The organism is Methylobacterium sp. WSM2598, assembly GCF_000379105.1.
Lineage (GTDB): Bacteria > Pseudomonadota > Alphaproteobacteria > Rhizobiales > Beijerinckiaceae > Methylobacterium.
Map to the genome: position 1 here is coordinate 7,143,695 of NZ_KB900609.1, position 18,200 is coordinate 7,161,894.

Genomic DNA, 18,200 nt, shown 5'->3' on the forward strand with positions numbered 1-18,200 from the left:
CGACCCCGAGGTCCGATGAGCATCACGCCCCCCCGCGACCCGAGCCGCCTCGCCGAGCGCACCCGTCTCGTCCATGCGGGCCGCGAACCCTCGCGCCAGCACGGTTTCGTGAACACGCCGATCTATCGCGGCTCGACCGTGCTCTACGAGAGCTACGATGCCCTGCAGCACCGGCGGGCGGAGTACACCTACGGGACGGCCGGTACCCCGACCACGCGGGCGCTGGAGCAGGCCTGGACGGAGCTCGCGGGCGCGGCCGGCACGGTGCTCACCCCCTCGGGCCTCGCGGCCGTGACGGTCGGGCTGCTGGCCTGCCTGAAGGCCGGGGACCACCTCCTGGTGACGGATTCCGTCTACCGGCCGACCCGCGCCTTCTGCGACGGGTTCCTGGCCCGGTTCGGGGTCGAGACGACCTATTACGACCCGACCCTCGGGGCGGGCCTCGCCGGGCTGATGCGGGACAACACGGCGGCGGTGCTCACCGAGGCGCCAGGCTCGCAGAGCTTCGAGATGCAGGACATCCCGGCCATCGCCGAGGTGGCGCATGCGCGGGGCGCCTGCGTGCTGATGGACAATACCTGGGCGACCCCCCTGCTCTTCCCGCCGCACGCGCGCGGCGTCGACATCGCCATCGAGGCGGGCACCAAGTACCTGTCGGGGGGCTCGGACCTGCTGCTCGGCCTCACCTCCGCCAATGCGCGCTACTGGCCGGCCCTGAAGCAGACCTTCTCGCTCTTCGCCATGTGCGCCGGCCCGGAGGACGTCTTCCTGGCCCTGCGCGGGCTGCGCAGCCTGCCGCTGCGCCTCGCCGAGCACGGGCGCCAGGCGCTCGCCATGGCGGAGTGGCTCAAGGACCGCCCCGAGGTGCTGCGGGTGCTGCACCCGGCCCTGCCGGAGGATCCCGGCCACGCGCTGTTCGCGCGCGACTTCAAGGGCGCCTCGGGCCTGTTCTCGGTGATCCTGAAACCCTGCTCGGAGGCGGCCGTGGCGGCGATGCTGGACGGGCTCGAACTCTTCGGGATGGGCTTCTCCTGGGGCGGATTCGAGAGCCTCGTGATCCCGTTCGACTGCCGGACCTACCGCACCGCCACCGCCTGGGAGCCCGGCGGCCCGGGCCTGCGCTTCCACATCGGCTTCGAGGATCTCGACGACCTCAAGCGGGACCTGGAGGCGGGCTTCGCGCGGCTGCGGGCGGCCGGGTGAAGCGCCGGCCTCAGGGCGCGAGCCAGGTCGCCGTCATCGCGTCGCCCTCCCAGGAGAAGCGCGCGCGGCGGTGGCCCTCGGCGGAGAGGTACAGGAACTCCATCCGCGCCACGGTGACGAGGACGACCCGGAAATTCGCGCGGTCGCCCCGCGCCGCCTCCTCGTCGGGCGGCAGCGCGTAGGCGTCGGCCCGCGGGATCGGCGTCCCGGGCCCCGGGGCGATCCCGTAGCAGACCCGGCTCATCGGCAGGGCCGCCTCCCAGGCGCCCTCGACCACGGGGCCCTCCGCGTGCACCGCCGCGAGCCCGTCGAGGCGCAGCTGGATCTTGGCGGTGGGCTCGTAGGCGTGGAGCGCCACCCGCGGCTCCCGGGCGATCTCCGCCACCTTGGCGGCGCGCCGGTCGGTGTGGAAGCGCAGCCGCCGCCCGGCCGGGTCGGCCCCCCGCAGCACCACCGTGCGCAGGCGCGGCGCCCCGTCGAGGCCCACGGTCGCGACGGTGGGCGTGTGGAAGGCCCCGCGCCGGTTCGCCGCGCCCTCCGCGAGCCTCCGCCACGCCTCGGCGAGGCAGGCCGAGAGGTCGTCGTAGAAGGGCGGTTGTTCGGTCATCCGGCGGGCATCCTCCCCGTCCAGCCAAAGCGGAATCGGGCAGGCTGCACAAGCCCCTGTCACGCTGGTCTGGGCCGCTCCGGGCCGAAACGGCTACCGGGCCGCGGCGAGAACCCGGGCGATGGCCTCGCGCGTGCCCCGCATTGGGGGGCCGTCCGGATCGAGCCCGTAGCGCCGTGCGAGCCAGGCCGGGTCGGTGGAGGTCGCCCGCACCCGCCCCGCGGCATCCTCCCAGACCAGGACGCGCAGCGGCAGGTCGAGGCCGGCACTCGGCGCGGCCCGCAGCAGCGGCGCGCTGGCGCGGGCCTGCGCGAACAGGATCAGCCAGGCCGGGCGACGGGGGCTGCCGCCGCCGTGATCGATCTCGGCAAAGACCTTGCCGCCGAGCGCCCGGATCGCGGCGCGCAGGCGCGCCACCGTCTCGCCCACGGAGACGGGACTCGACACGCTCACGAGGCCCTCGTCCATCCCGGGGGCGGGCGGCGCGGTGCCGGGATCGCGGCAGATCGTCCGACTCCTCCGGAGGCCTCCGGCCTCGGATAGGCCTCCGGCCTCGGATAGGCCTCCGGCCTCGCGGAGGCTTCCCGCCTCGGATCGGCCTCCGGCCCCGGCGAGGGCCGCGCCCGCCGGGAGGGCGCTGCCCGCCGGGAGAGCCGGTTCCTCGGCGAGGGCCGGTCCGGCGAGGGCGGCGAGGATCAGGGGCGCGAGGGACCGGGCCATGCGGAGGGCGATCCCGCTGCGGCTGTGAGGCGGACCGCATAGCGTCTTTCGGCCGAAATCCAAAATGCGGGGCCCAGACCCGCCCGGCTCAGGCCGGCCCGCCCCGGCGGCGCTCGCGGAAGATCAGCGCGAGATTGCGCAGGTAGATCACCGTGCCGAGGCTCTGGCCGAGGATGAAGACCGGGTCGCGCCGATAGAGGGCGTAGCCGAGCAGCACCGCCGAGCCGCCGAGCGAGAAGAACCAGAACGAGAGCGGGATCACGCTGCGCCCGGCCCGCTCGCTCGCGATCCACTGCACCAGGAAGCGGGCGGTGAACAGGAGCTGCCCGAGCAGCCCCACCAGCACCACGGCGTCGATCGGCCCGGCGAAGAGCGAGGCGAGGTAGGCCGAGAGCCCGTGCATGATGTCGGCGACCATCCGCTCACGCCTCCTCGGGCCCGGCCCCGCCCGCGAGGACGGGCACGCGGCGGCGGCGGCGGATCAGCCACCACACCCCGGCGAGGTCGAGCAGGCCGACCCAGAGCCGGTCGAACAGCCCGTAATTCGAGCGCCCGCTCAGGCGCGGCCGGTCGACCACGTCGACGTGGACGACCGCGAAGCCCTCGCGGGCGACGAGGGCCGGCATGAAGCGGTGCAGCGCGTCGAAATACGGCAGGGCGAGGTAGACCGCGCGGCGGAAGACCTTGAGGCCGCAGCCGGTGTCGCGGGTGGCGTCGCGCAGCACGGCCGCCCGCACCCCGTTGGCGATCCGCGACTGGAGGCTCTTGAGGCGCCCGTCCTTGCGCCCGACCCGCTGCCCCTGCGCGAGCCCGGCCGCCGGCCCGGCCGCGTCGAGGGCCGCGACGAGGCGGGGGATGAAGGAGGGGTCGTTCTGCCCGTCCCCGTCGAGGGTCGCGACGAGGTCGCCGCGGGCGGCCCGCACCCCGGTGCGCACCGCCGCGCTCTGGCCGCAGCTCTCGCGGTGGCGCAGGACCCGCAGGGCGGGATGCGCCGCCCGCGCCGCCGCGAGCGCCCGCGGCGTGCCGTCGGTCGAGCCGTCGTCCACGTAGATGATCTCGAAGGGCGCCAGGGAGGCGCAGGCCGCCGCGATCTCGGCGACCAGGGGCGCGACGTTGCCCGCCTCGTTGCGCACCGGGACCACGACGCTGAGGCGCAGGGGATCCGGATCCGTCACGGCAGCACCGCCAGCGCGTCGAGCCCGACGGGCTTGCCGCCGTTGATGTTGAAGCCCGCGATCCGGCCGACCCGCCGCGGCGCGAGGCCCCGGGCCGCGAGCGCGGCGCGGACCGGCTCCCGGGCGCGGTCCTCGACGGCGAGGAGGCGGCAGCCGCCGGCCGCCAGGAACTCCGCCGCCTCCTCGCCCGAATCGAGCATCGCGAGGTCGGTCCCGGCGAGGAAGACGAGGCTCGGCTCGCGGTAGCCGACCGTCCCGACCCGCACCGGCGCGCAGGGCAGGGCGGCGCGCAGGGAGGCGAGGCGCGGCGAGACCTTCAGGGAGGCGAGGACCGGCTGGGTCAGCCCGAACACGGCCGGGCTCAGCAGCAGCCCGGCGAGAACCGCGACCGCGAGGGACGGTTCGGGGGAGCCGGCGACGAACAGGCGCCACGCCGCCGCCGCCGCGAGGGCCGCCGCGGCGAGGAGCGGGAGGGCGGCGAGGGGCAGCACGCCGTCGAGGCGCCAGGCCGCGACCGCGAGGCCGACCGCGAGCCCGAGCGGCACGAGGGGCACGAGGAGCGCCACCAGCGGCGCGCCCGGCCGGTCCCGGTGCACGGCCCCGCGGGCGACCGCCGCGACGGCGAGGATCGCCAGCGCCGGGCAGAGCGGCAGGACGTAGTGGGGCAGCTTGGTCGGCACCGCCTCGAAGACGAGCCAGGACGGCACCACCCAGGCGATCAGGAAGGCGATCGCGTCCTCGCGCCGGTGCCGCCACGCGAAGGGGACCGCCATGGCCGCGAAGGCCGCGGCGGGCCAGAAGGTCCCGAAGAAGACGAGCAGGTAGGTGCCGGGCGGGGCCCAGTGCTGGGTCTGGGCGGTGCCGACCTTGCCCAGCATGTCGTGGCCGACCGCCTCGCCGTAGAAGGCGCCGCCGCTCTTGAGCCCGATGGCCACGAACCAGGGGGCCGCGACCGCGAGCACGATCGCGAGCCCGAGCCCGGGCCGCAGGGCCCGCAGCCACGCGCCCGAGCGGACCGCCAGCGACAGGGCGAGGGCGGCGAGGCCGGCGAAGAGCGGGACCATCGGTCCCTTGATCAGGATGCCCAGGGCGACCGCGACCCAGAAGATCGCCACGGTGGCCCGCGTCGGGGGCTCGCCCCGCCCGCGCCCGAGCCAGGCCCGGGCGAGCGCCCCCATGGCGGCGATGGCGGCGGCGGTGAGGAGCGCGTCGGTCTTGGCGAGGCGCGCCTCGGCCGAGAGCATCGCGCAGGCGCCGAACAGGGCGGCGGCCAGGAGGGCGTGGCGGCGGGACAGGAAGGCGAGCGCGGCCCAGTAGGTCAGGAGCACGGCCGCCACGGCCCCGAGCAGCGAGGGGATGCGGTAGAGCGCGATGGTGGTGCGGGCCTCGGGCACGCCGAGCGCCTCGGCGGCGGCGACCACGGCGCTCTGCGCCCAGTAGATCCCGACCGGCTTCTTGTGCCGGGCCTCGCCCTGGAAGCGGATGTCGACGAAGTCGCCCGTCTCCAGCATCTGCTTGGAGGCCTGGGCGAAGCGCGGCTCGTCCCGGTCCATCGGCTGCAGCGAGGCGAAGCCCGGCAGGAAGCAGGCGAGGCAGAGGAGCAGGAGGACGAAGCAGGCGCGCGCGTGGCTGCGGGCGCCGAGCGACAGCGCCCGCTCGGCGAGGCTGCCTGCCCGGGCGGCACGGCCGGGCCGCTCTCCGGCACCGGGCCCGTGCCCGGCCGCAAGGGTCGTCATCGCGTCGCTCCCAACCGGCGGCGGGCCCGCGACGGGACCCCGCCCCCGGCCGCCGCGACGGGCGCTCGTGTCGGTGATCCGGCAAGCAATGTCAATTTTCGCGACCCGCGCGGGACGCGCACGCCCTCCGGGAGAGCCCACCAGGGCCGTCCCGGGTCGGCCTCGCGGTCCCGCAAAGCGCGCGGCCCCGCGCGGAATGCGATGCGGAATGCGATCCGGCCGACGGCCCGGCGCCCCGACCTCCCGGGCCATCGGGCTCATGCCCGATCCGATCGATCCCTTCGGGATGGCGGATCGGGGCTTCGCTCACGCGCCGCGCGGGCGCGTGATCCGCTTCGATCAACCGGATCCCGGATCACACGGTCATGCCGACCGGCTCGAACAGGAAGTCGTCCACCCGCGGGATCGAGACCGCGAGGTTCACGCCGTAGGAGGAGCGCGAGAGGCGCCAGGGCCGCTCGCCGCCGGCGCGCACGGCCTCGGAGGGGCGCAGGCGGCGCAGGCGGCCGTCCTCCTCCACCTCCTCGATCACCAGGAAGCCGTAGACCTGGAGGCGCGCGGCGACGAGCTTGGTCTCGCGGTCGCTCGCCGCCACCGGCAGGTGGCCGGCCTCGTAGACCGTGTCCATCAGGCTGCGCTGGTCGCGGCGGGCGCGGGCGAGGGCGGGGCTCGGCGCGGCGAGATCCTCGGGATGGCAGGCGCGCCCGGCCGGCCCCTTCGCCCGCCGGAACGGCACCACGTTGCCGGTCCCGCTCGGCGCGCCCGGCACGGCGTTCCGGGTCTCGCTCGACGCGCTACGCATACGCACTCACCCTGACGGTTGCTCGACGCCCGGCCGGCCGGCTAGAGCCGCCCGGGCGATGCGGAGAATTCGACCGATCCGCTTAACGCCCGATTGACCCCGCGGCCGGCCGCGCCGCCGCGCCTGTGCCAGAACGGAGCGCCCTCCCCCGATGCCCGACACCGGCCCGCGCATCCGCCCGGCCCCCCCGGCCCTCGTGGCGGAGGACATCGCCTGCCGGTTCGGGCGGGTGCAGGCCCTGGACGGCGTCTCCCTCGACGTGCGCCCCGGCGAGGTGATGGCGCTGCTCGGCGATTCGGGCTGCGGGAAGAGCACGCTCCTGCGCATCGTGGCGGGGCTGGAGGCGCCCTCGCGGGGCCGGATCCTCCTCGACGGGCGCTTGGTGGCGGGGCCGGGCGTCGCGGTGCCGCCGGAGGCCCGCGGGGTCGGGCTGATGTTTCAGGACTACGCGCTGTTCCCCCACCTCACGGTGGCGGAGAACATCCGCTTCGGCCTCGCCGGCCGCCCGGCCGCCGCCCGGGCGGTGGCCGATTCGCTCCTGGAGCAGGTCGGCCTGAGCGCGCGGGCGGAGAGCTACCCGCAGACCCTCTCGGGGGGCGAGCAGCAGCGGGTGGCGCTGGTGCGGGCGCTGGCGCCGGGGCCGCGGCTCCTCCTCCTCGACGAGCCCTTCTCCAACCTCGACCGGCGCATGCGCGACCGGGTGCGGGAGGACACGGTCGCGCTCCTGCGCCGCACCGGCACCACGGCGCTGCTGGTCACGCACGATCCCGAGGAGGCGCTGGCGGTGGCGAGCCGCATCGCCCTGATGCGGGCCGGGCGCGTCGTCCAGGTCGCCACCGGCGAGGCGCTCTACCGGCGCCCGGCGAGCCTGTTCGCCGCCCGTTTCCTGGCGGACGCGACCGAGATCCCGGTGCGCATCCGCGCCGGGGCCGCCGAGACGCCGCTCGGCCGCCTCCCCGCCCCCGGGCTCCCGGACGGGGCCGCCGCGCGGGTCTGCCTGCGGCCCGAGGCCCTGCGGGTCGGCCCGCCCGGGACCGGCCTGCCCGCCCAGGTGGTGCGCCGGGTCTTCCTCGGCGCCTCCGCCCTGCTCCACCTCGCGGTGGCGGGCCTCGCCGAGCCGCTGCGGGTGCGGCTGCCCGGGGCCGAGCCCTACGGGGCGGAGCCCTACGGCCCGGGCGACGCGGTCGGCCTCGCGCTGCACGAGGAGGCGGTGCTGGTCCTGCCGGACGAGGAGGCCGGGGCGGGATGAGGGCTGGCCTTCGCGCCCGGCCCACCCGCACGCGTCCGATGATGATCGACAGCTGACGTTGCACCTGCGCCCGACGGTGCGAAGTTTCACATTAAAACAAGTCAAAACTATCGCGCTTGCATTTTCCTCTGTTCTGTTTCTCTACGGAGCAATCATTCGGGGAGGTTGATCCGTGCCGGTCCTGTCGATCCGTCCGCTCGTCGTCCTGGCGTCGCTCGGCGCCGCCCTCCTGGGGCAGCCCGCCGCCGCGCGGGCGGAGGGCGAGGTGAACCTCTACACGACCCGCGAGCCGGGGCTGATCCGCCCCCTCCTCGACGCCTTCACGGCCAAGAGCGGCATCAAGGTCAACACGGTGTTCGTGGACAAGGGCCTGACGGAGCGCGTCGCCGCCGAGGGTGCCCGCTCCGCCGCGGACCTCGTGATGACGGTCGATATCGGCAACCTGATCGAGGTCGTCGACCGCGGCCTCGCCCAGCCGGTCCGCTCGCCGGTGCTGGAGGCCGCGATCCCGGCCAACCTGCGCGATCCGGAGGGGCGCTGGTTCGCGCTCTCGACCCGGGCGCGGGTCCTCTACGCCGACCCGGACACCAGGGGGCTCGACGGCGTCACCTACGAGGATCTCGCCGATCCGAAGTGGAAGGGGCAGGTCTGCCTGCGGGCGGGCCAGCACCCCTACAACACGGCGCTGATCGCCGCCTACATCGCCCATCACGGCGAGGAGAAGGCGGAGGCCTGGCTCAAGGGCCTCAAGGCCAACCTCGCCCGCAAGCCCGGCGGCGGCGACCGCGACGTGGCGCGCGACATCGTGGCGGATCTCTGCGAGATCGGCCTCGGCAATTCCTACTACGTCGGCCTGATGCGCAGCGGCCGGGGCGGCCCGGAGCAGAAGCTCTGGGGCGACGGCATCAAGGTGGCGCTGCCGGTCTTCGCGGGCGGGGGCACGCACGTGAACGTCTCGGGCGCGGTGGTGGCCAAGAGCGCCCCGAACCCCGGGAACGCGGTCAAGCTGCTCGAATTCCTGGTCTCGGACGAGGCGCAGGCCCTCTACGCCAAGGCGGATTACGAGTACCCGGTGAAGCCCGGCGTCGCCGCCGACCCGCTGCTCGCGACGCTCGGCGCCCTCAAGGTCGACACGATCCCGCTCGCCGAGATCGCCCGCAACCGCAAGGCCGCCAGCCTCCTCGTCGACCGTGTCGGCTTCGACCGCTAGCGGCCTGACGCGGGGCCTGACGCGGGGGCTGGCGAAGGGCCTGCCCGCCCTGCGGCGCGGGGCGGGGCGGACGGCCCCCGCCTCCCCGTCCGGGCTCCTGCCCTGGACGCTCGCCGCGGGCGCGACGGCGCTCCTGGTTCTGGCGCCGCTCGCGGCCCTCGCCGCGGAGGCGCTCCAGGGCTCGGGCGGGCTCTGGCCCCACCTCCTCGCCTACGTGCTGCCGCAGGCGGTGCGCGACACGGTGCTGCTCCTGGCGGGGGTCGGGCTCCTGGTGATCGCCATCGGCACCGGGGCGGCGTGGCTCGTCGCGGCCCACGACTTCCCCGGCCGGCGGATCCTCGACTGGGCGCTGCTGCTGCCGCTCGCGATGCCCACCTACATCGTGGCCTACGCCTATCTCGACCTGATGCACCCGATCGGCCCGGTGCCGAGCGCGATCCGGGCGATGCTCGGGGTCGCGCGCCCGCGCGACCTGATGCTGCCCGACATCCGCTCGCTGCCGGGCTGCGTCCTGCTCCTCGGCTTCGTGCTCTACCCCTACGTCTACCTGCCGACGCGGGCGCTGTTCCTGATGCAGTCGGCGAGCCTCGTCGAGGCCGGGCGCAGCCTCGGGCTCGGCCCGGCGGCGGTCTTCCGCCGGGTGGCGCTGCCCCTCGCCCGGCCCGCCATCGCCCTGGGGACCAGCCTCGCCCTGCTGGAGGCCCTCAACGACATCGGGGCGGCGGAATTCCTCGGCGTCCGCACCCTCACGGTCTCGATCTACGCGACCTGGGTGAACCGCTCGGACCTGCCCGGCGCGGCCGCGATCGCGCTCGTGATGCTCCTCCTCGTGCTCGCCGTGATCGCGGTGGAGCGCTGGGCGCGGCGGCGGCGCGGCTACGCGGCGGCGGCGCAGCGGCCCCGGCGCATGGGCCGCCGCCGCCTCTCCGGGACCGCGGCCCTCGCGGCCTTCGGCCTCGGCCTCGTGCCGGTGACGGTCGGGTTCCTGGCGCCGGCCGGCCACGTCGCCGTCCAGGCGGCGCGGCGCCTGCACGGCGCGGGCGTCTCCCCGCAGATCCTCGCCGAGACCCTCCACACGCTCCTCTACGCGGGGCTGGCGACGCTGGTCGCCACCGGGCTCGGGCTCCTCGTCGCGGCGGGGCCGCGGCTCTTCGGGCGGGCGCTGACCTGGCGGGTGGCGCTGGTGCGCGGCGCCACCCTCGGCTACGCCGTGCCGGGGGCGATCCTGGCGATCGGGCTGATGCCGCCCCTCGCCGGCCTCGACGCCGCCCTCGACGGGGCGAGCCGGGCGCTCACCGGCGCGGGGCTCGGGCTCGTCGGGCTCGGCACCGGCGTCGCCCTGATCTACGCCTACCTGGTGCGCTTCCTGGCGATCACGGTCGGCACCGGCGAGGCGGGGCTCGCCCGGGTGCCGCGCTCGCTCGGCGATGCCGGGCGCGTGCTCGGGCGGGGCGCGGCCGGGGTGCTGGCGCAGGTCTACCTGCCGCTGACCTGGCCGGCGGTGCTCGGCGGCGCCCTCCTGGTCTTCGTGGATTGCGTCAAGGAACTGCCCGCGACCCTGCTGTTGCGCCCGCTCAACGTCGAGACCCTCGCCACCCACCTGTACGGCGAGGCGGCGCGGGGCACCTACGAGGACGGGGCCGTGGCGGCGCTCCTTATCGTGGCGGTGGGCCTCGCCCCGGTCGCGGTGCTGCTGCGGACCTCGACCCCGAGGGCGTGAGCGCGCCCGGGGCGCGCCCGCGAAGCCGCGCATCATCCGACATCCGACGGACTGCGTCGCCATCTCCAATTCCGGCAATGCGGATGTCGGCCTCGCTCGAGCGCCGCGCGGGCGTGGCATACGACATCCGACGGATCGCGTCGCCATGCGGATGTCGGCGTCGCTCAGGCGCCGCGCGGGTTTCCGGACGCGATCGTCCGGACAGCGGATCAGGCCAGCATGGCGCGCACGAGCGGCGCGACGCGGCGCCCGTAGAGGTCGATGCAGCGCATCAGCCGGTCATGCGCGAGCGGGCCGGCGCTGTACTTGAGCTGGAAGCGCGACAGGCCGAGCGCGCGCGCCGTGGTGGCGATCTTGCGGGCGACCGTCTCGGGACCGCCGACGTAGAGCGAGCCGTGATCGGCCTCGCGCTCGAACTCGTCCCGGGTCAGGGGCGGCCAGCCGCGCTCGGCGCCGATGCGGTCGCGCATCCGCTTGTAATCGGGGAAGAGCTCCTCGCGGGCCTGCGCGTCGGTCTCGGCCACGTAGCCCGGCGAGTGGACGCCGATCGGCCGCACGGGCCGGCCGAGCTGGCTGTAGGCCCGGTGCGAGAGGTCCACGTAGGGCCGGAAGCGGGCCGGATCCCCGCCGATGATGGCGAGCATGAGCGGCATGTCGTGGCGGGCGGCGCGCACCACCGATTCGGGGCTGCCCCCGACGCCGATCCAGGCGGTGAGCGGCGCCTCCAGCGTCGGGAAGACGCGCTGCCCGCTCAGCGCCGCCCGGGTCGTCCCCCGCCACGTCACCGCCCCGCCCTTGAGCAGGGCCGCGAAGAGGTCGAGCTTCTCCTCGAACAGCGTCTCGTACTGGTCGAGGGCGTAGCCGAAGAGCGGGAAGGACTCGGTGAAGGAGCCCCGCCCCAGGATCACCTCGGCGCGCCCGTCCGAGACGGCCTGGAGCGTCGCGAAGCGCTGGAACACCCGCACGGGATCGTCCGAGCTGAGCACCGTCACGGCCGAGCCGAGGCGGATCCGCCGCGTGCGCGCCGCGATCGCGGCGAGCAGGATCTCCGGGGAGGAGACGGCGAAATCGGCCCGGTGGTGCTCGCCGATGCCGAAGAAGTCGAGGCCCACCTCGTCGGCGAGCGCCGCCTCCTCGACGACGTCGCGGATGACCCGGGCATGCGGCAGGAGGCTCCCGTCCGGGGCGGCGGTCACGTCGCCGAACGTGTCGAGGCCGAGGGCGAGGGCGGAGGCGGGGCGAGGCGTCATGGCCGTCAGGATGGGGGCGCGGCGGGGCTTTGGGAACGGGCCCCGGCGCAAGACCGTCCTTGCGCCCGCGCAAGGGCGGGGCCGCGCAAGGGCGGGGCCGCGCAAGGGCGGGGCCGCGCAAGGGCGGGGCGGCGCAGGGGCGGGGCGGCCGCGCGGGCGGGCGGCTCAGGCGGGGGCGAGGCGGCCGCGCGCGGCCCGCCGCTGCACCAGCCAGAGGCCGATCGCGACCGTGACGAGGTTCCACAGCAGGCCGTGCGCGAAGGCCGCTGCGTAGGTGCCGGTGAGGTCGAAGATCACGCCGGAGAGCCAGCCGCCGAGCGCCATGCCGACGAGCGTCGCCATGATCACGATCCCGACCCGCGCCCCCGCCTCCGCGGGCGGGAAGAGTTCGCGCACGATGATGGCGTAGGCCGGCACGATGCCGCCCTGGAACAGGCCGAACAGGGCCGAGACCACGTAGAGCGAGGTCAGGCCGTCGAAGACGAGGTAGAGGGCGAGGGCCGCGCCCTGCAGCACCGCGCCGAGGAGCAGCGTGGCGACGCCGCCGATCCGGTCGGCGAGGAGGCCGGAGGCGAGGCGGCTGACGATGCCGCAGGCGAGCATGAGCGAGAGCATCTCGGCCCCGCGGGCGACGCCGTAGCCGAGGTCGCCGCAATAGGCGACGATGTGGACCTGGGGCATCGCCATGGCGACGCAGCAGGACAGGCCCGAGAGGGCGAGCAGGCCCTGCAGGAGGCCGGGCCGGATCCCGACCGCGTGGCCGGCGCCGGGGCCGCCGCGGGCCGCCCCGGTCCCGGCCTGCGACGGGGGCCTGCGGCGCATCATCAGGGCGAGCGGCAGCATGGTGACGAGGCAGGCGAGGCCGAGCCCCGCCTGCGTCGCGCGCCAGCCGACCTCCGCGACGGCGTGCTGCACGAGGGGCGGCCAGACCGTGCCGGCGAGGTAGTTGCCGGCGGCGCAGATCGAGACCGCGATGCCGCGCCGGCGGGCGAACCACAGGGAGGTGTCGGCCATCAGCGGCGCGAAGGCGCAGGAACTGCCGACCCCGATGAGGAGCCCCTGCGCCAGGGCGAAGGGCCAGAGGCTGCCGGCGAGCGCGGTGGCGCCGTAGCCCGCCGCGAGGGTGAGGCTGCCGAGGAGGAGCGGCGCCGCGATGCCGAAGCGGTCGGCGAGCCGCCCCATCGCGACCCCGCCGAGGGCGAAGCCGAGCATCGTGAGCGTGTAGGGCAGCGAGGCCGCGGCCCGGTCGATGCCGAATTCCGCCTGCACGGCGGGGAGCACCACCACGACGGACCACATGCCGACGCCGCCGATCGTGGTGAGCAGCACCGCGACGGCGAGGCGCCGCCACGCGGCGGGGGAATCCGGGCGATCGGCCGCGATCGGGGCCGGCGCGACAGGGGCGTTCACGGGAGGCGTGTCCTCGGGCGGGGCGCGGCCCGGTTCTGCGCCGGGTCCGGGCGGGAGGACCCCTCCTAGCAGGGGAGCCGTCTCCGGAGGAGCGAGCCGGGCGCAGCCCGGATCGGCGTCCCACGGGGGTCGGGGGCCGCCGGGACATCGGCTGCCCCCGGGCAGGGTCGGGCAGGGCCCGGCCCATCGCCCGGTTCGGCTTCGCGCATGCCGGGTCCTGACCCGGTCCAAGCGCGCCTTGCGTGGCCCGCGCCCCGCCCTGCACGCCGGACGGCCCCGGAGCGAGGGGGCCGGCCGCCGCGGGCGCCCGAGCATCATGCGCCGGAGCGGTCACCTTTTCGGCGGCGAACCGAAGGACCGCGTCAGCGAAAGCCGATGCGAAGGCAAAAGATCAAGCAGGATCGCCGCCTGCCGTTCCGCCTAGAGCAGGGTTCGATCAAGTTGCAACGGAACCCTGCTCTCGGTCTTTGATTTTGCCGCATTGTCTTCGACGAACCGGCATCCCCTTCGCCGGACAATGCTCTAAGCAGAACTGCGCCATGCAATTCTGCTTAGACTCTTGTTTTCGCATCATTTTTGCCGCCGAACTGGTGACCACTTCGGCGGATGATGCTTAGGTGTTGCGGAGCGCCACCCGGTAGCGGCCCTCGGTCTTGGCGCGCACCTCCTCCTCGGTGACGCCGTCGGCGAGCTCGATCAGGCTCATGCCGCCGCCGCCCTTCTTGTCGATGGTGAAGACGCCGAGATCGGTGATCACCATGTCGACCACCTGCGTGCCGGTCAGCGGCAGGTCGCAGGCCTTCAGGAGCTTCGGGCTCTCCGAGCCGTCCTTGGCCTTGGCGACGTGCTCCATCACCACCACGACCTTCTTGACGCCCGCCACGAGGTCCATGGCGCCGCCCATCCCCTTCACCATCTTGCCGGGGATCATCCAGTTGGCGAGGTCGCCGTTCTCGGCCACCTGCATGGCGCCCAGGATCGACAGGTCGATGTGCCCGCCGCGGATCATCGCGAAGGAATCCGACGACGAGAAGTAGCTCGTGGTCGGCAGCTCCGTGATGGTCTGCTTGCCGGCGTTGATCAGGTCCGGGTCCTCCTCGCCCTCGTACGGGAAGGGGCCCATGCCGAGCATGCCGTTCTCCGACTGGAGCTGCACCGACATGCCCTCGGGGATGTAGTTCGACACCAGGGTCGGGATGCCGATGCCGAGGTTGACGTAGAAACCGTCCTGCAATTCGCGGGCAGCGCGGGCCGCCATCTGGTCGCGGGTCCAGGCCATGGGAATCCTCCTGATCCTAGATCGCGCCGCCGCCGGTCGCGGCGGCCTCGGGGCGCTTGCGGGTGGTGCGCTGCTCGATGCGCTTCTGCGGGTTCTGCAGGTGGATCATCCGCTTCACGAACACGCCCGGCGTCACGATGTGGTCGGGGTCGATCTCGCCCGGCTGCACGAGGTGCTCGACCTGCGCCACCGTCATGCGCGAGGCCGTCGCCATCATCGGGTTGAAGTTGCGGGCGGTCTTCCGATAGACGAGGTTGCCCTCGGTATCGCCCTTCCAGGCGTGGACGAGCGAGATGTCGGCGAAGAGCCCGCGCTCCATCACGTAGTGCTCGCCGTCGAACTCGCGCACCTCCTTGCCCTCGGCGATCAGGGTGCCGACGCCGGTCTTGGTGAAGAAGGCCGGGATGCCCGCCCCACCGGCCCGGATGCGCTCGGCGAGCGTGCCCTGCGGGTTGAACTCGATCTCGAGCTCGCCCGCGAGGTACTGCGTCGCGAAGGTCTTGTTCTCGCCGACGTAGGACGAGATCATCTTCCGGATCTGGCGCGTCTCGAGCAGGACGCCGAGGCCGACACCGTCGATGCCCGCGTTGTTCGAGATGACCGTGAGGTCCTTGGCGCCGCTCTCGCGCACCGCGTCGATCAGAACGTCCGGGATGCCGCACAGGCCGAAACCGCCGGCCATGATCGTCATGCCGTCCCGCAGCAGGCCCGCCAGGGCTGCCGTGGCGTCGGGATATACCTTCTTCATCTCCATCCCTCTCCTGCGCCGGATCTTCGCGGATCCCGCGCCTGCCGCCCCCGCCTCCCGCATGAGGCGGGCTGCCGCCCTCGCCCCCCGCGGGGGGCGGGTTCCTTCTTAAGCACCGAACGGGCGCACGGTCACGGGGGCGCGCGCGAAAACCGGCACGCTCCCGGTGGCCCGCCCTGCGACGCGGGCACCCCGCTTGGCAAGCGGCGCGCCGCGGGCCGGCAAGCGGCGCGCCGCGGGCCGCCGGTGGCATGCCCCCGGCCGGCAGGGGACGGGCCGCGCCCCGGCTGAAGACAAACCCGGCGCGAGGGTCTATGGGAGAAGAGAGGGTTGGCGCGCGCGCCGGCTGCCCGCGGGCGGCCGGCCGTGCAGGGCACGTGTCGGGTCACACCATCAGCCGGGGAGCGATGTCGCGCCGATCCATCCTGGTCCTCTCCGGCGGCGCCTGCGCGGTGGCGCTCGCCGTCGCGGCCTGCCAATCCTGGACCGTGGCGACGCCGCCGGCCGTCGCCTTCGTGGGCCGCCACCTCGCCCGTGCCTACGGGCTCGGCTTCGAGGCGGACGGGCCGACCAGCCTCGCCCTGCTGCCGGCGCCGCGCCTGACCTTCCGGGGCGTGCGGCTGCGCAACGGCGAGCGGCTCCTGGCCGAGACCTCCAGCCTCGACATGCAGCTCGGCCTCGGCGGCCTGCTCATCGGGCAGGCGGAGGCGGCGGCGGTGACGCTCACGGGCGCCCGCCTCATCCTGCCCGACGCGGACGACCGCTGGGCCGCGCCCTTCGCCCGGCTGACCGCGCGCCTCGCCGCGGGCGCGAGGCCCCTGCGCCGGCTCTCCCTCAGCGGGGGCCGGATCGCGGCGGGCGAGACCGGCCCGGACCGCCTCAGCGACGTCACCCTCTCGGCGAGCTGGCCGCGGGCCGGCGCCGGGCTCGACCTCACCGGCCGCTTCGCGTGGCGCGGCGTGCCGACCACGGTGGCGCTGGCCGCCGCCCGGCCCCTCGACCTCGCCCGGGGGGGCGCGAGCCCGCTCCGGGCCGCCCTGGCCTGGCCCTCGGGCAGCCTCGACCTCGACGGGACGGGCAGGTGGCAGGAGGGGCCGGCGCTCACCGGCGAGGGCCGGTTCTCGACCGACGCCCTGCCGGAGGTGCTGGGGTGGCTCGGCTGCCGCGCGCCCCTCTCCCCCCTCCTCGGCCGCGTCAGCCTGGAGGGCCGCGTCGAGGCCCGCCCGGGCGAGGTGGCGATGCCGGCCCTGCACCTCGTCCTGGCGGGCAGCGCCTTCGACGGGGCGGGCGCGGCGTCCCTGGGGCCGGACGGCCGGCTCGCCCTCTCGGGCACGCTCGCGGCCGAGCGGCTCGATCTCCCGGGCCTTCCATCCGGGATCGGGGCGGAGGCGCTCTTCGCCCTGGCGCGCTGGACCGAGGGCGACCTCGACCTGCGGCTCTCGGCGGCGGCGGCGCGGCTCGGCCCCGTCGAGGCGGAGGACGTGGCGGCGGGCCTGCTCGTGCGGGCCGGGGCGGTGGAGGCGAGCCTCGGGCGCGCCACCCTGCAGGGCGGCACCGTCAAGGGCCGGGCCGTGCTGCTCGATGCCGGGGCGGGCGGGCTCGAAGTCAAGCTCCAGGGCAACCTCGACCGGGTCGAGATCGGCCCCCTGCTGGCGGATCTCGGCCTCGGCCGCGGCTTCGGCGGCCGGGTGCAGGGCAGCCTCGCCCTCGACGCGACGGGCGGCGACCTCGCGGCGATGACCCGCCGCCTCGGCGGGCGGGTCGCCGTCACGGTGGAGGACGGGGAGATCGCGGGGCTGAGCCTCGCCGAGGCGCCGGGCGTCGATCCCGTCCTGCGCCGGGGCGGCCGCCTGCCCTTCGAGCGCGCCCAGGTGACGCTCGGCGTGACCGGCGGGCTCGGCGAGATCGCGCAGGGGCAGGTGCGCACCGCGCTCTCGGCGCTCGCCCTGCGCGGGCAGATCGGCCTCGCCGAGCGGCGCCTCGCCGCCCAGGTGGAGCCGAGCGCCCGCGACGTCCTGCGCGGCGGCGACGCGAGGCCCGCGCTCTACGAACTCGCGGGCGCCTGGGCGGCGCCGCGCCTGCGGCTCCTCTCCCCGTCCCGCCCGGCCGGCCAGGGCCTGCCCACCGCCGCGAGCGCCTACGCGCCGTGAGGCGGCCCCGCCGGCCCGGTCAGCCCTCCCCGCCCAGCACCGAGGCGACGAAGGCCGGCACGGCCTCGGTGGCCGGGCCGTAGGCGGCGCTGTCGAAGGTGCGGGCCGTGTCGGAGGGTTCGAGGTTGATCTCGTGGGTCGGGATGCCGCGCCGGCGCGCCCGCGCCACGAATCCCGCCGCCGGGTAGACCGCCCCCGAGGTGCCGATCGCCACGAAGCGGTCGGCGGCCGCCAGCCCCTCCTCGACGGCGTCGAGGTGGAGCGGGACCTCGCCGAACCAGACCACGGCCGGGCGCATCCCGCCGCCCCGCCCGCAGGATGGGCAGGGCGTGTCCACCGTCAGATCCTCCTCCCAGCGCGCCTCGGCCCCGCAGGCGAGGCAGCGCGCGCGCAGGATCTCGCCGTGCATGTGCACCACCGCCCGCGCGCCGCCGCGCTCGTGCAAATCGTCCACGTTCTGCGTGCACAGGAAGAGCCGCCCGCCCCGCGCGGCGAGGCCCGCCTCGAGCCGCGCCAGCGCCCGGTGCGCGGCGTTCGGGGCGGCCTCGCGCACGCCGCGCCGCCGCAGGTTGTAGAAGGCGTGGACCTCCTCGGGATCGGCCGCGAAGGCTTCCGGCGTCGCGAGACGGGCCGGATCGAACCGGTGCCACAGCCCGCCCCGGTCGCGGAAGGTGCCGAGGCCGCTCTCGGCCGAGATGCCGGCCCCGGTGAGCACGAAGATGTTCACGCCCGGCCGCCCGCGCATTGGCCGCGGCCGCCGACGGGCCGCCGGAGGATCTTCCCTGAACTTGCCGCGCCGGCCGGATCGCGCGCCGTTGACGGCGCGTTTGCGCCCCAGATCTCATCCATTGACACTTTATCAACTCCCCGCATGGACAAGTGAGGCGTCTCATCCTAAGTGAGGGGCAGGCGTCCGCGCAGCATGCGGCGGGCCCTATCCC

General features: G+C 75.3%; 16 protein-coding genes. 5 read left to right on the forward strand and 11 right to left on the reverse strand.

Annotated features, from left to right (window positions below; genetic code table 11):
• Positions 1 to 15 precede the first annotated feature (15 nt).
• Positions 16 to 1,203 carry a cystathionine beta-lyase gene (metC, locus tag MET2598_RS0133290; RefSeq protein ID WP_018263773.1) on the forward strand — a complete coding sequence of 396 codons (1,188 nt, stop codon included), beginning with the start codon at positions 16 to 18 and terminating at the stop codon, positions 1,201 to 1,203.
• Positions 1,204 to 1,213: 10 nt separating this feature from the next.
• Here the strand turns inward: metC and MET2598_RS0133295 are convergent, their stop codons facing one another.
• The 6 genes from MET2598_RS0133295 to MET2598_RS43220 all read right to left on the reverse strand — a co-directional run bounded on the left by MET2598_RS0133295 (position 1,214) and on the right by MET2598_RS43220 (position 6,243).
• The gene (locus MET2598_RS0133295; protein WP_012335533.1) at positions 1,214 to 1,810 is read right to left on the reverse strand and encodes a pyridoxamine 5'-phosphate oxidase family protein; all 597 of its coding nucleotides are present in this window, start codon (positions 1,808 to 1,810) and stop codon (positions 1,214 to 1,216) included.
• A gap of 93 nt (positions 1,811 to 1,903) precedes the next feature.
• Complete coding sequence (locus MET2598_RS0133300) at positions 1,904 to 2,530, reverse strand: DUF302 domain-containing protein (RefSeq protein ID WP_018263774.1); 627 nt, start codon at positions 2,528 to 2,530, stop codon at positions 1,904 to 1,906.
• 88 nt (positions 2,531 to 2,618) lie between these two features.
• On the reverse strand, positions 2,619 to 2,948 hold the full coding sequence (locus MET2598_RS0133305) for a lipid-A-disaccharide synthase N-terminal domain-containing protein (RefSeq protein WP_012335531.1): 330 nt from the start codon (positions 2,946 to 2,948) through the stop codon (positions 2,619 to 2,621).
• A gap of 4 nt (positions 2,949 to 2,952) precedes the next feature.
• Positions 2,953 to 3,705 (reverse strand): glycosyltransferase family 2 protein, encoded by a 753-nt coding sequence (locus tag MET2598_RS0133310; RefSeq protein WP_012335530.1) that lies wholly within the window; start codon positions 3,703 to 3,705, stop codon positions 2,953 to 2,955.
• Entirely contained in the window at positions 3,702 to 5,441 is a 1,740-nt protein-coding gene (locus MET2598_RS0133315) for an ArnT family glycosyltransferase (RefSeq protein ID WP_018263775.1), read from the reverse strand. Before MET2598_RS0133315 ends, MET2598_RS0133310 begins: the two co-directional genes overlap by 4 nt.
• 355 nt (positions 5,442 to 5,796) lie before the next feature.
• Positions 5,797 to 6,243 (reverse strand): hypothetical protein, encoded by a 447-nt coding sequence (locus MET2598_RS43220; RefSeq protein WP_012335528.1) that lies wholly within the window; start codon positions 6,241 to 6,243, stop codon positions 5,797 to 5,799.
• 151 nt (positions 6,244 to 6,394) lie between these two features.
• Between MET2598_RS43220 and MET2598_RS0133325 the strand changes: the two genes are divergently transcribed.
• The 3 genes from MET2598_RS0133325 (at position 6,395) to MET2598_RS0133335 (ending at position 10,422) form a co-directional block, all read left to right on the forward strand.
• Positions 6,395 to 7,492, forward strand: coding sequence for an ABC transporter ATP-binding protein (locus MET2598_RS0133325; RefSeq protein WP_018263777.1), 1,098 nt, complete (start codon positions 6,395 to 6,397; stop codon positions 7,490 to 7,492).
• 172 nt (positions 7,493 to 7,664) lie between these two features.
• Positions 7,665 to 8,702 carry a Fe(3+) ABC transporter substrate-binding protein gene (locus tag MET2598_RS0133330; RefSeq protein WP_012335526.1) on the forward strand — a complete coding sequence of 346 codons (1,038 nt, stop codon included), beginning with the start codon at positions 7,665 to 7,667 and terminating at the stop codon, positions 8,700 to 8,702.
• Positions 8,683 to 10,422: an ABC transporter permease gene (locus tag MET2598_RS0133335; protein ID WP_012335525.1), complete on the forward strand. Its 1,740-nt coding sequence runs from the start codon at positions 8,683 to 8,685 to the stop codon at positions 10,420 to 10,422. The genes MET2598_RS0133330 and MET2598_RS0133335 overlap by 20 nt, the downstream gene beginning before the upstream one ends.
• Before the next feature lie 209 nt (positions 10,423 to 10,631).
• Here the strand turns inward: MET2598_RS0133335 and MET2598_RS0133340 are convergent, their stop codons facing one another.
• The 4 genes from MET2598_RS0133340 to MET2598_RS0133355 all read right to left on the reverse strand — a co-directional run bounded on the left by MET2598_RS0133340 (position 10,632) and on the right by MET2598_RS0133355 (position 15,109).
• Positions 10,632 to 11,672, reverse strand: a complete 1,041-nt coding sequence (locus MET2598_RS0133340; protein ID WP_018263778.1) for an LLM class flavin-dependent oxidoreductase — start codon at positions 11,670 to 11,672, stop codon at positions 10,632 to 10,634.
• 165 nt (positions 11,673 to 11,837) lie between these two features.
• Positions 11,838 to 13,082 carry an MFS transporter gene (locus MET2598_RS0133345; RefSeq protein ID WP_018263779.1) on the reverse strand — a complete coding sequence of 415 codons (1,245 nt, stop codon included), beginning with the start codon at positions 13,080 to 13,082 and terminating at the stop codon, positions 11,838 to 11,840.
• 613 nt (positions 13,083 to 13,695) lie between these two features.
• Positions 13,696 to 14,361, reverse strand: a complete 666-nt coding sequence (locus tag MET2598_RS0133350) for a 3-oxoacid CoA-transferase subunit B (RefSeq protein WP_018263780.1) — start codon at positions 14,359 to 14,361, stop codon at positions 13,696 to 13,698.
• 16 nt (positions 14,362 to 14,377) lie between these two features.
• Positions 14,378 to 15,109 carry a CoA transferase subunit A gene (locus tag MET2598_RS0133355; protein WP_026191068.1) on the reverse strand — a complete coding sequence of 244 codons (732 nt, stop codon included), beginning with the start codon at positions 15,107 to 15,109 and terminating at the stop codon, positions 14,378 to 14,380.
• 407 nt (positions 15,110 to 15,516) lie between these two features.
• Between MET2598_RS0133355 and MET2598_RS0133360 the strand changes: the two genes are divergently transcribed.
• Positions 15,517 to 17,259, forward strand: a complete 1,743-nt coding sequence (locus tag MET2598_RS0133360) for an AsmA family protein (protein ID WP_012335520.1) — start codon at positions 15,517 to 15,519, stop codon at positions 17,257 to 17,259.
• A gap of 19 nt (positions 17,260 to 17,278) precedes the next feature.
• On the opposite strand, the gene MET2598_RS0133365 is transcribed toward MET2598_RS0133360, so the two are convergent.
• On the reverse strand, positions 17,279 to 18,004 hold the full coding sequence (locus MET2598_RS0133365; protein WP_018263782.1) for an NAD-dependent deacylase: 726 nt from the start codon (positions 18,002 to 18,004) through the stop codon (positions 17,279 to 17,281).
• Between the last annotated feature and the right edge of the window lie 196 nt (positions 18,005 to 18,200).

Excerpts from the sequence above, each read along its gene's own strand:
- metC (WP_018263773.1), top strand. The coding sequence starts at position 16 with ATGAGCATCACGCCCCCCCGCGACCCGAGCCGCCTCGCCGAGCGCACC.
- MET2598_RS0133295 (WP_012335533.1), bottom strand. The coding sequence starts at position 1,810 with ATGACCGAACAACCGCCCTTCTACGACGACCTCTCGGCCTGCCTCGCC.
- MET2598_RS0133300 (WP_018263774.1), bottom strand. The coding sequence starts at position 2,530 with ATGGCCCGGTCCCTCGCGCCCCTGATCCTCGCCGCCCTCGCCGGACCG.
- MET2598_RS0133305 (WP_012335531.1), bottom strand. The coding sequence starts at position 2,948 with ATGGTCGCCGACATCATGCACGGGCTCTCGGCCTACCTCGCCTCGCTC.
- MET2598_RS0133315 (WP_018263775.1), bottom strand. The coding sequence starts at position 5,441 with ATGACGACCCTTGCGGCCGGGCACGGGCCCGGTGCCGGAGAGCGGCCC.
- MET2598_RS43220 (WP_012335528.1), bottom strand. The coding sequence starts at position 6,243 with ATGCGTAGCGCGTCGAGCGAGACCCGGAACGCCGTGCCGGGCGCGCCG.
- MET2598_RS0133325 (WP_018263777.1), top strand. The coding sequence starts at position 6,395 with ATGCCCGACACCGGCCCGCGCATCCGCCCGGCCCCCCCGGCCCTCGTG.
- MET2598_RS0133340 (WP_018263778.1), bottom strand. The coding sequence starts at position 11,672 with ATGACGCCTCGCCCCGCCTCCGCCCTCGCCCTCGGCCTCGACACGTTC.
- MET2598_RS0133350 (WP_018263780.1), bottom strand. The coding sequence starts at position 14,361 with ATGGCCTGGACCCGCGACCAGATGGCGGCCCGCGCTGCCCGCGAATTG.
- MET2598_RS0133355 (WP_026191068.1), bottom strand. The coding sequence starts at position 15,109 with ATGAAGAAGGTATATCCCGACGCCACGGCAGCCCTGGCGGGCCTGCTG.
- MET2598_RS0133360 (WP_012335520.1), top strand. The coding sequence starts at position 15,517 with ATGTCGCGCCGATCCATCCTGGTCCTCTCCGGCGGCGCCTGCGCGGTG.
- MET2598_RS0133365 (WP_018263782.1), bottom strand. The coding sequence starts at position 18,004 with ATGCGCGGGCGGCCGGGCGTGAACATCTTCGTGCTCACCGGGGCCGGC.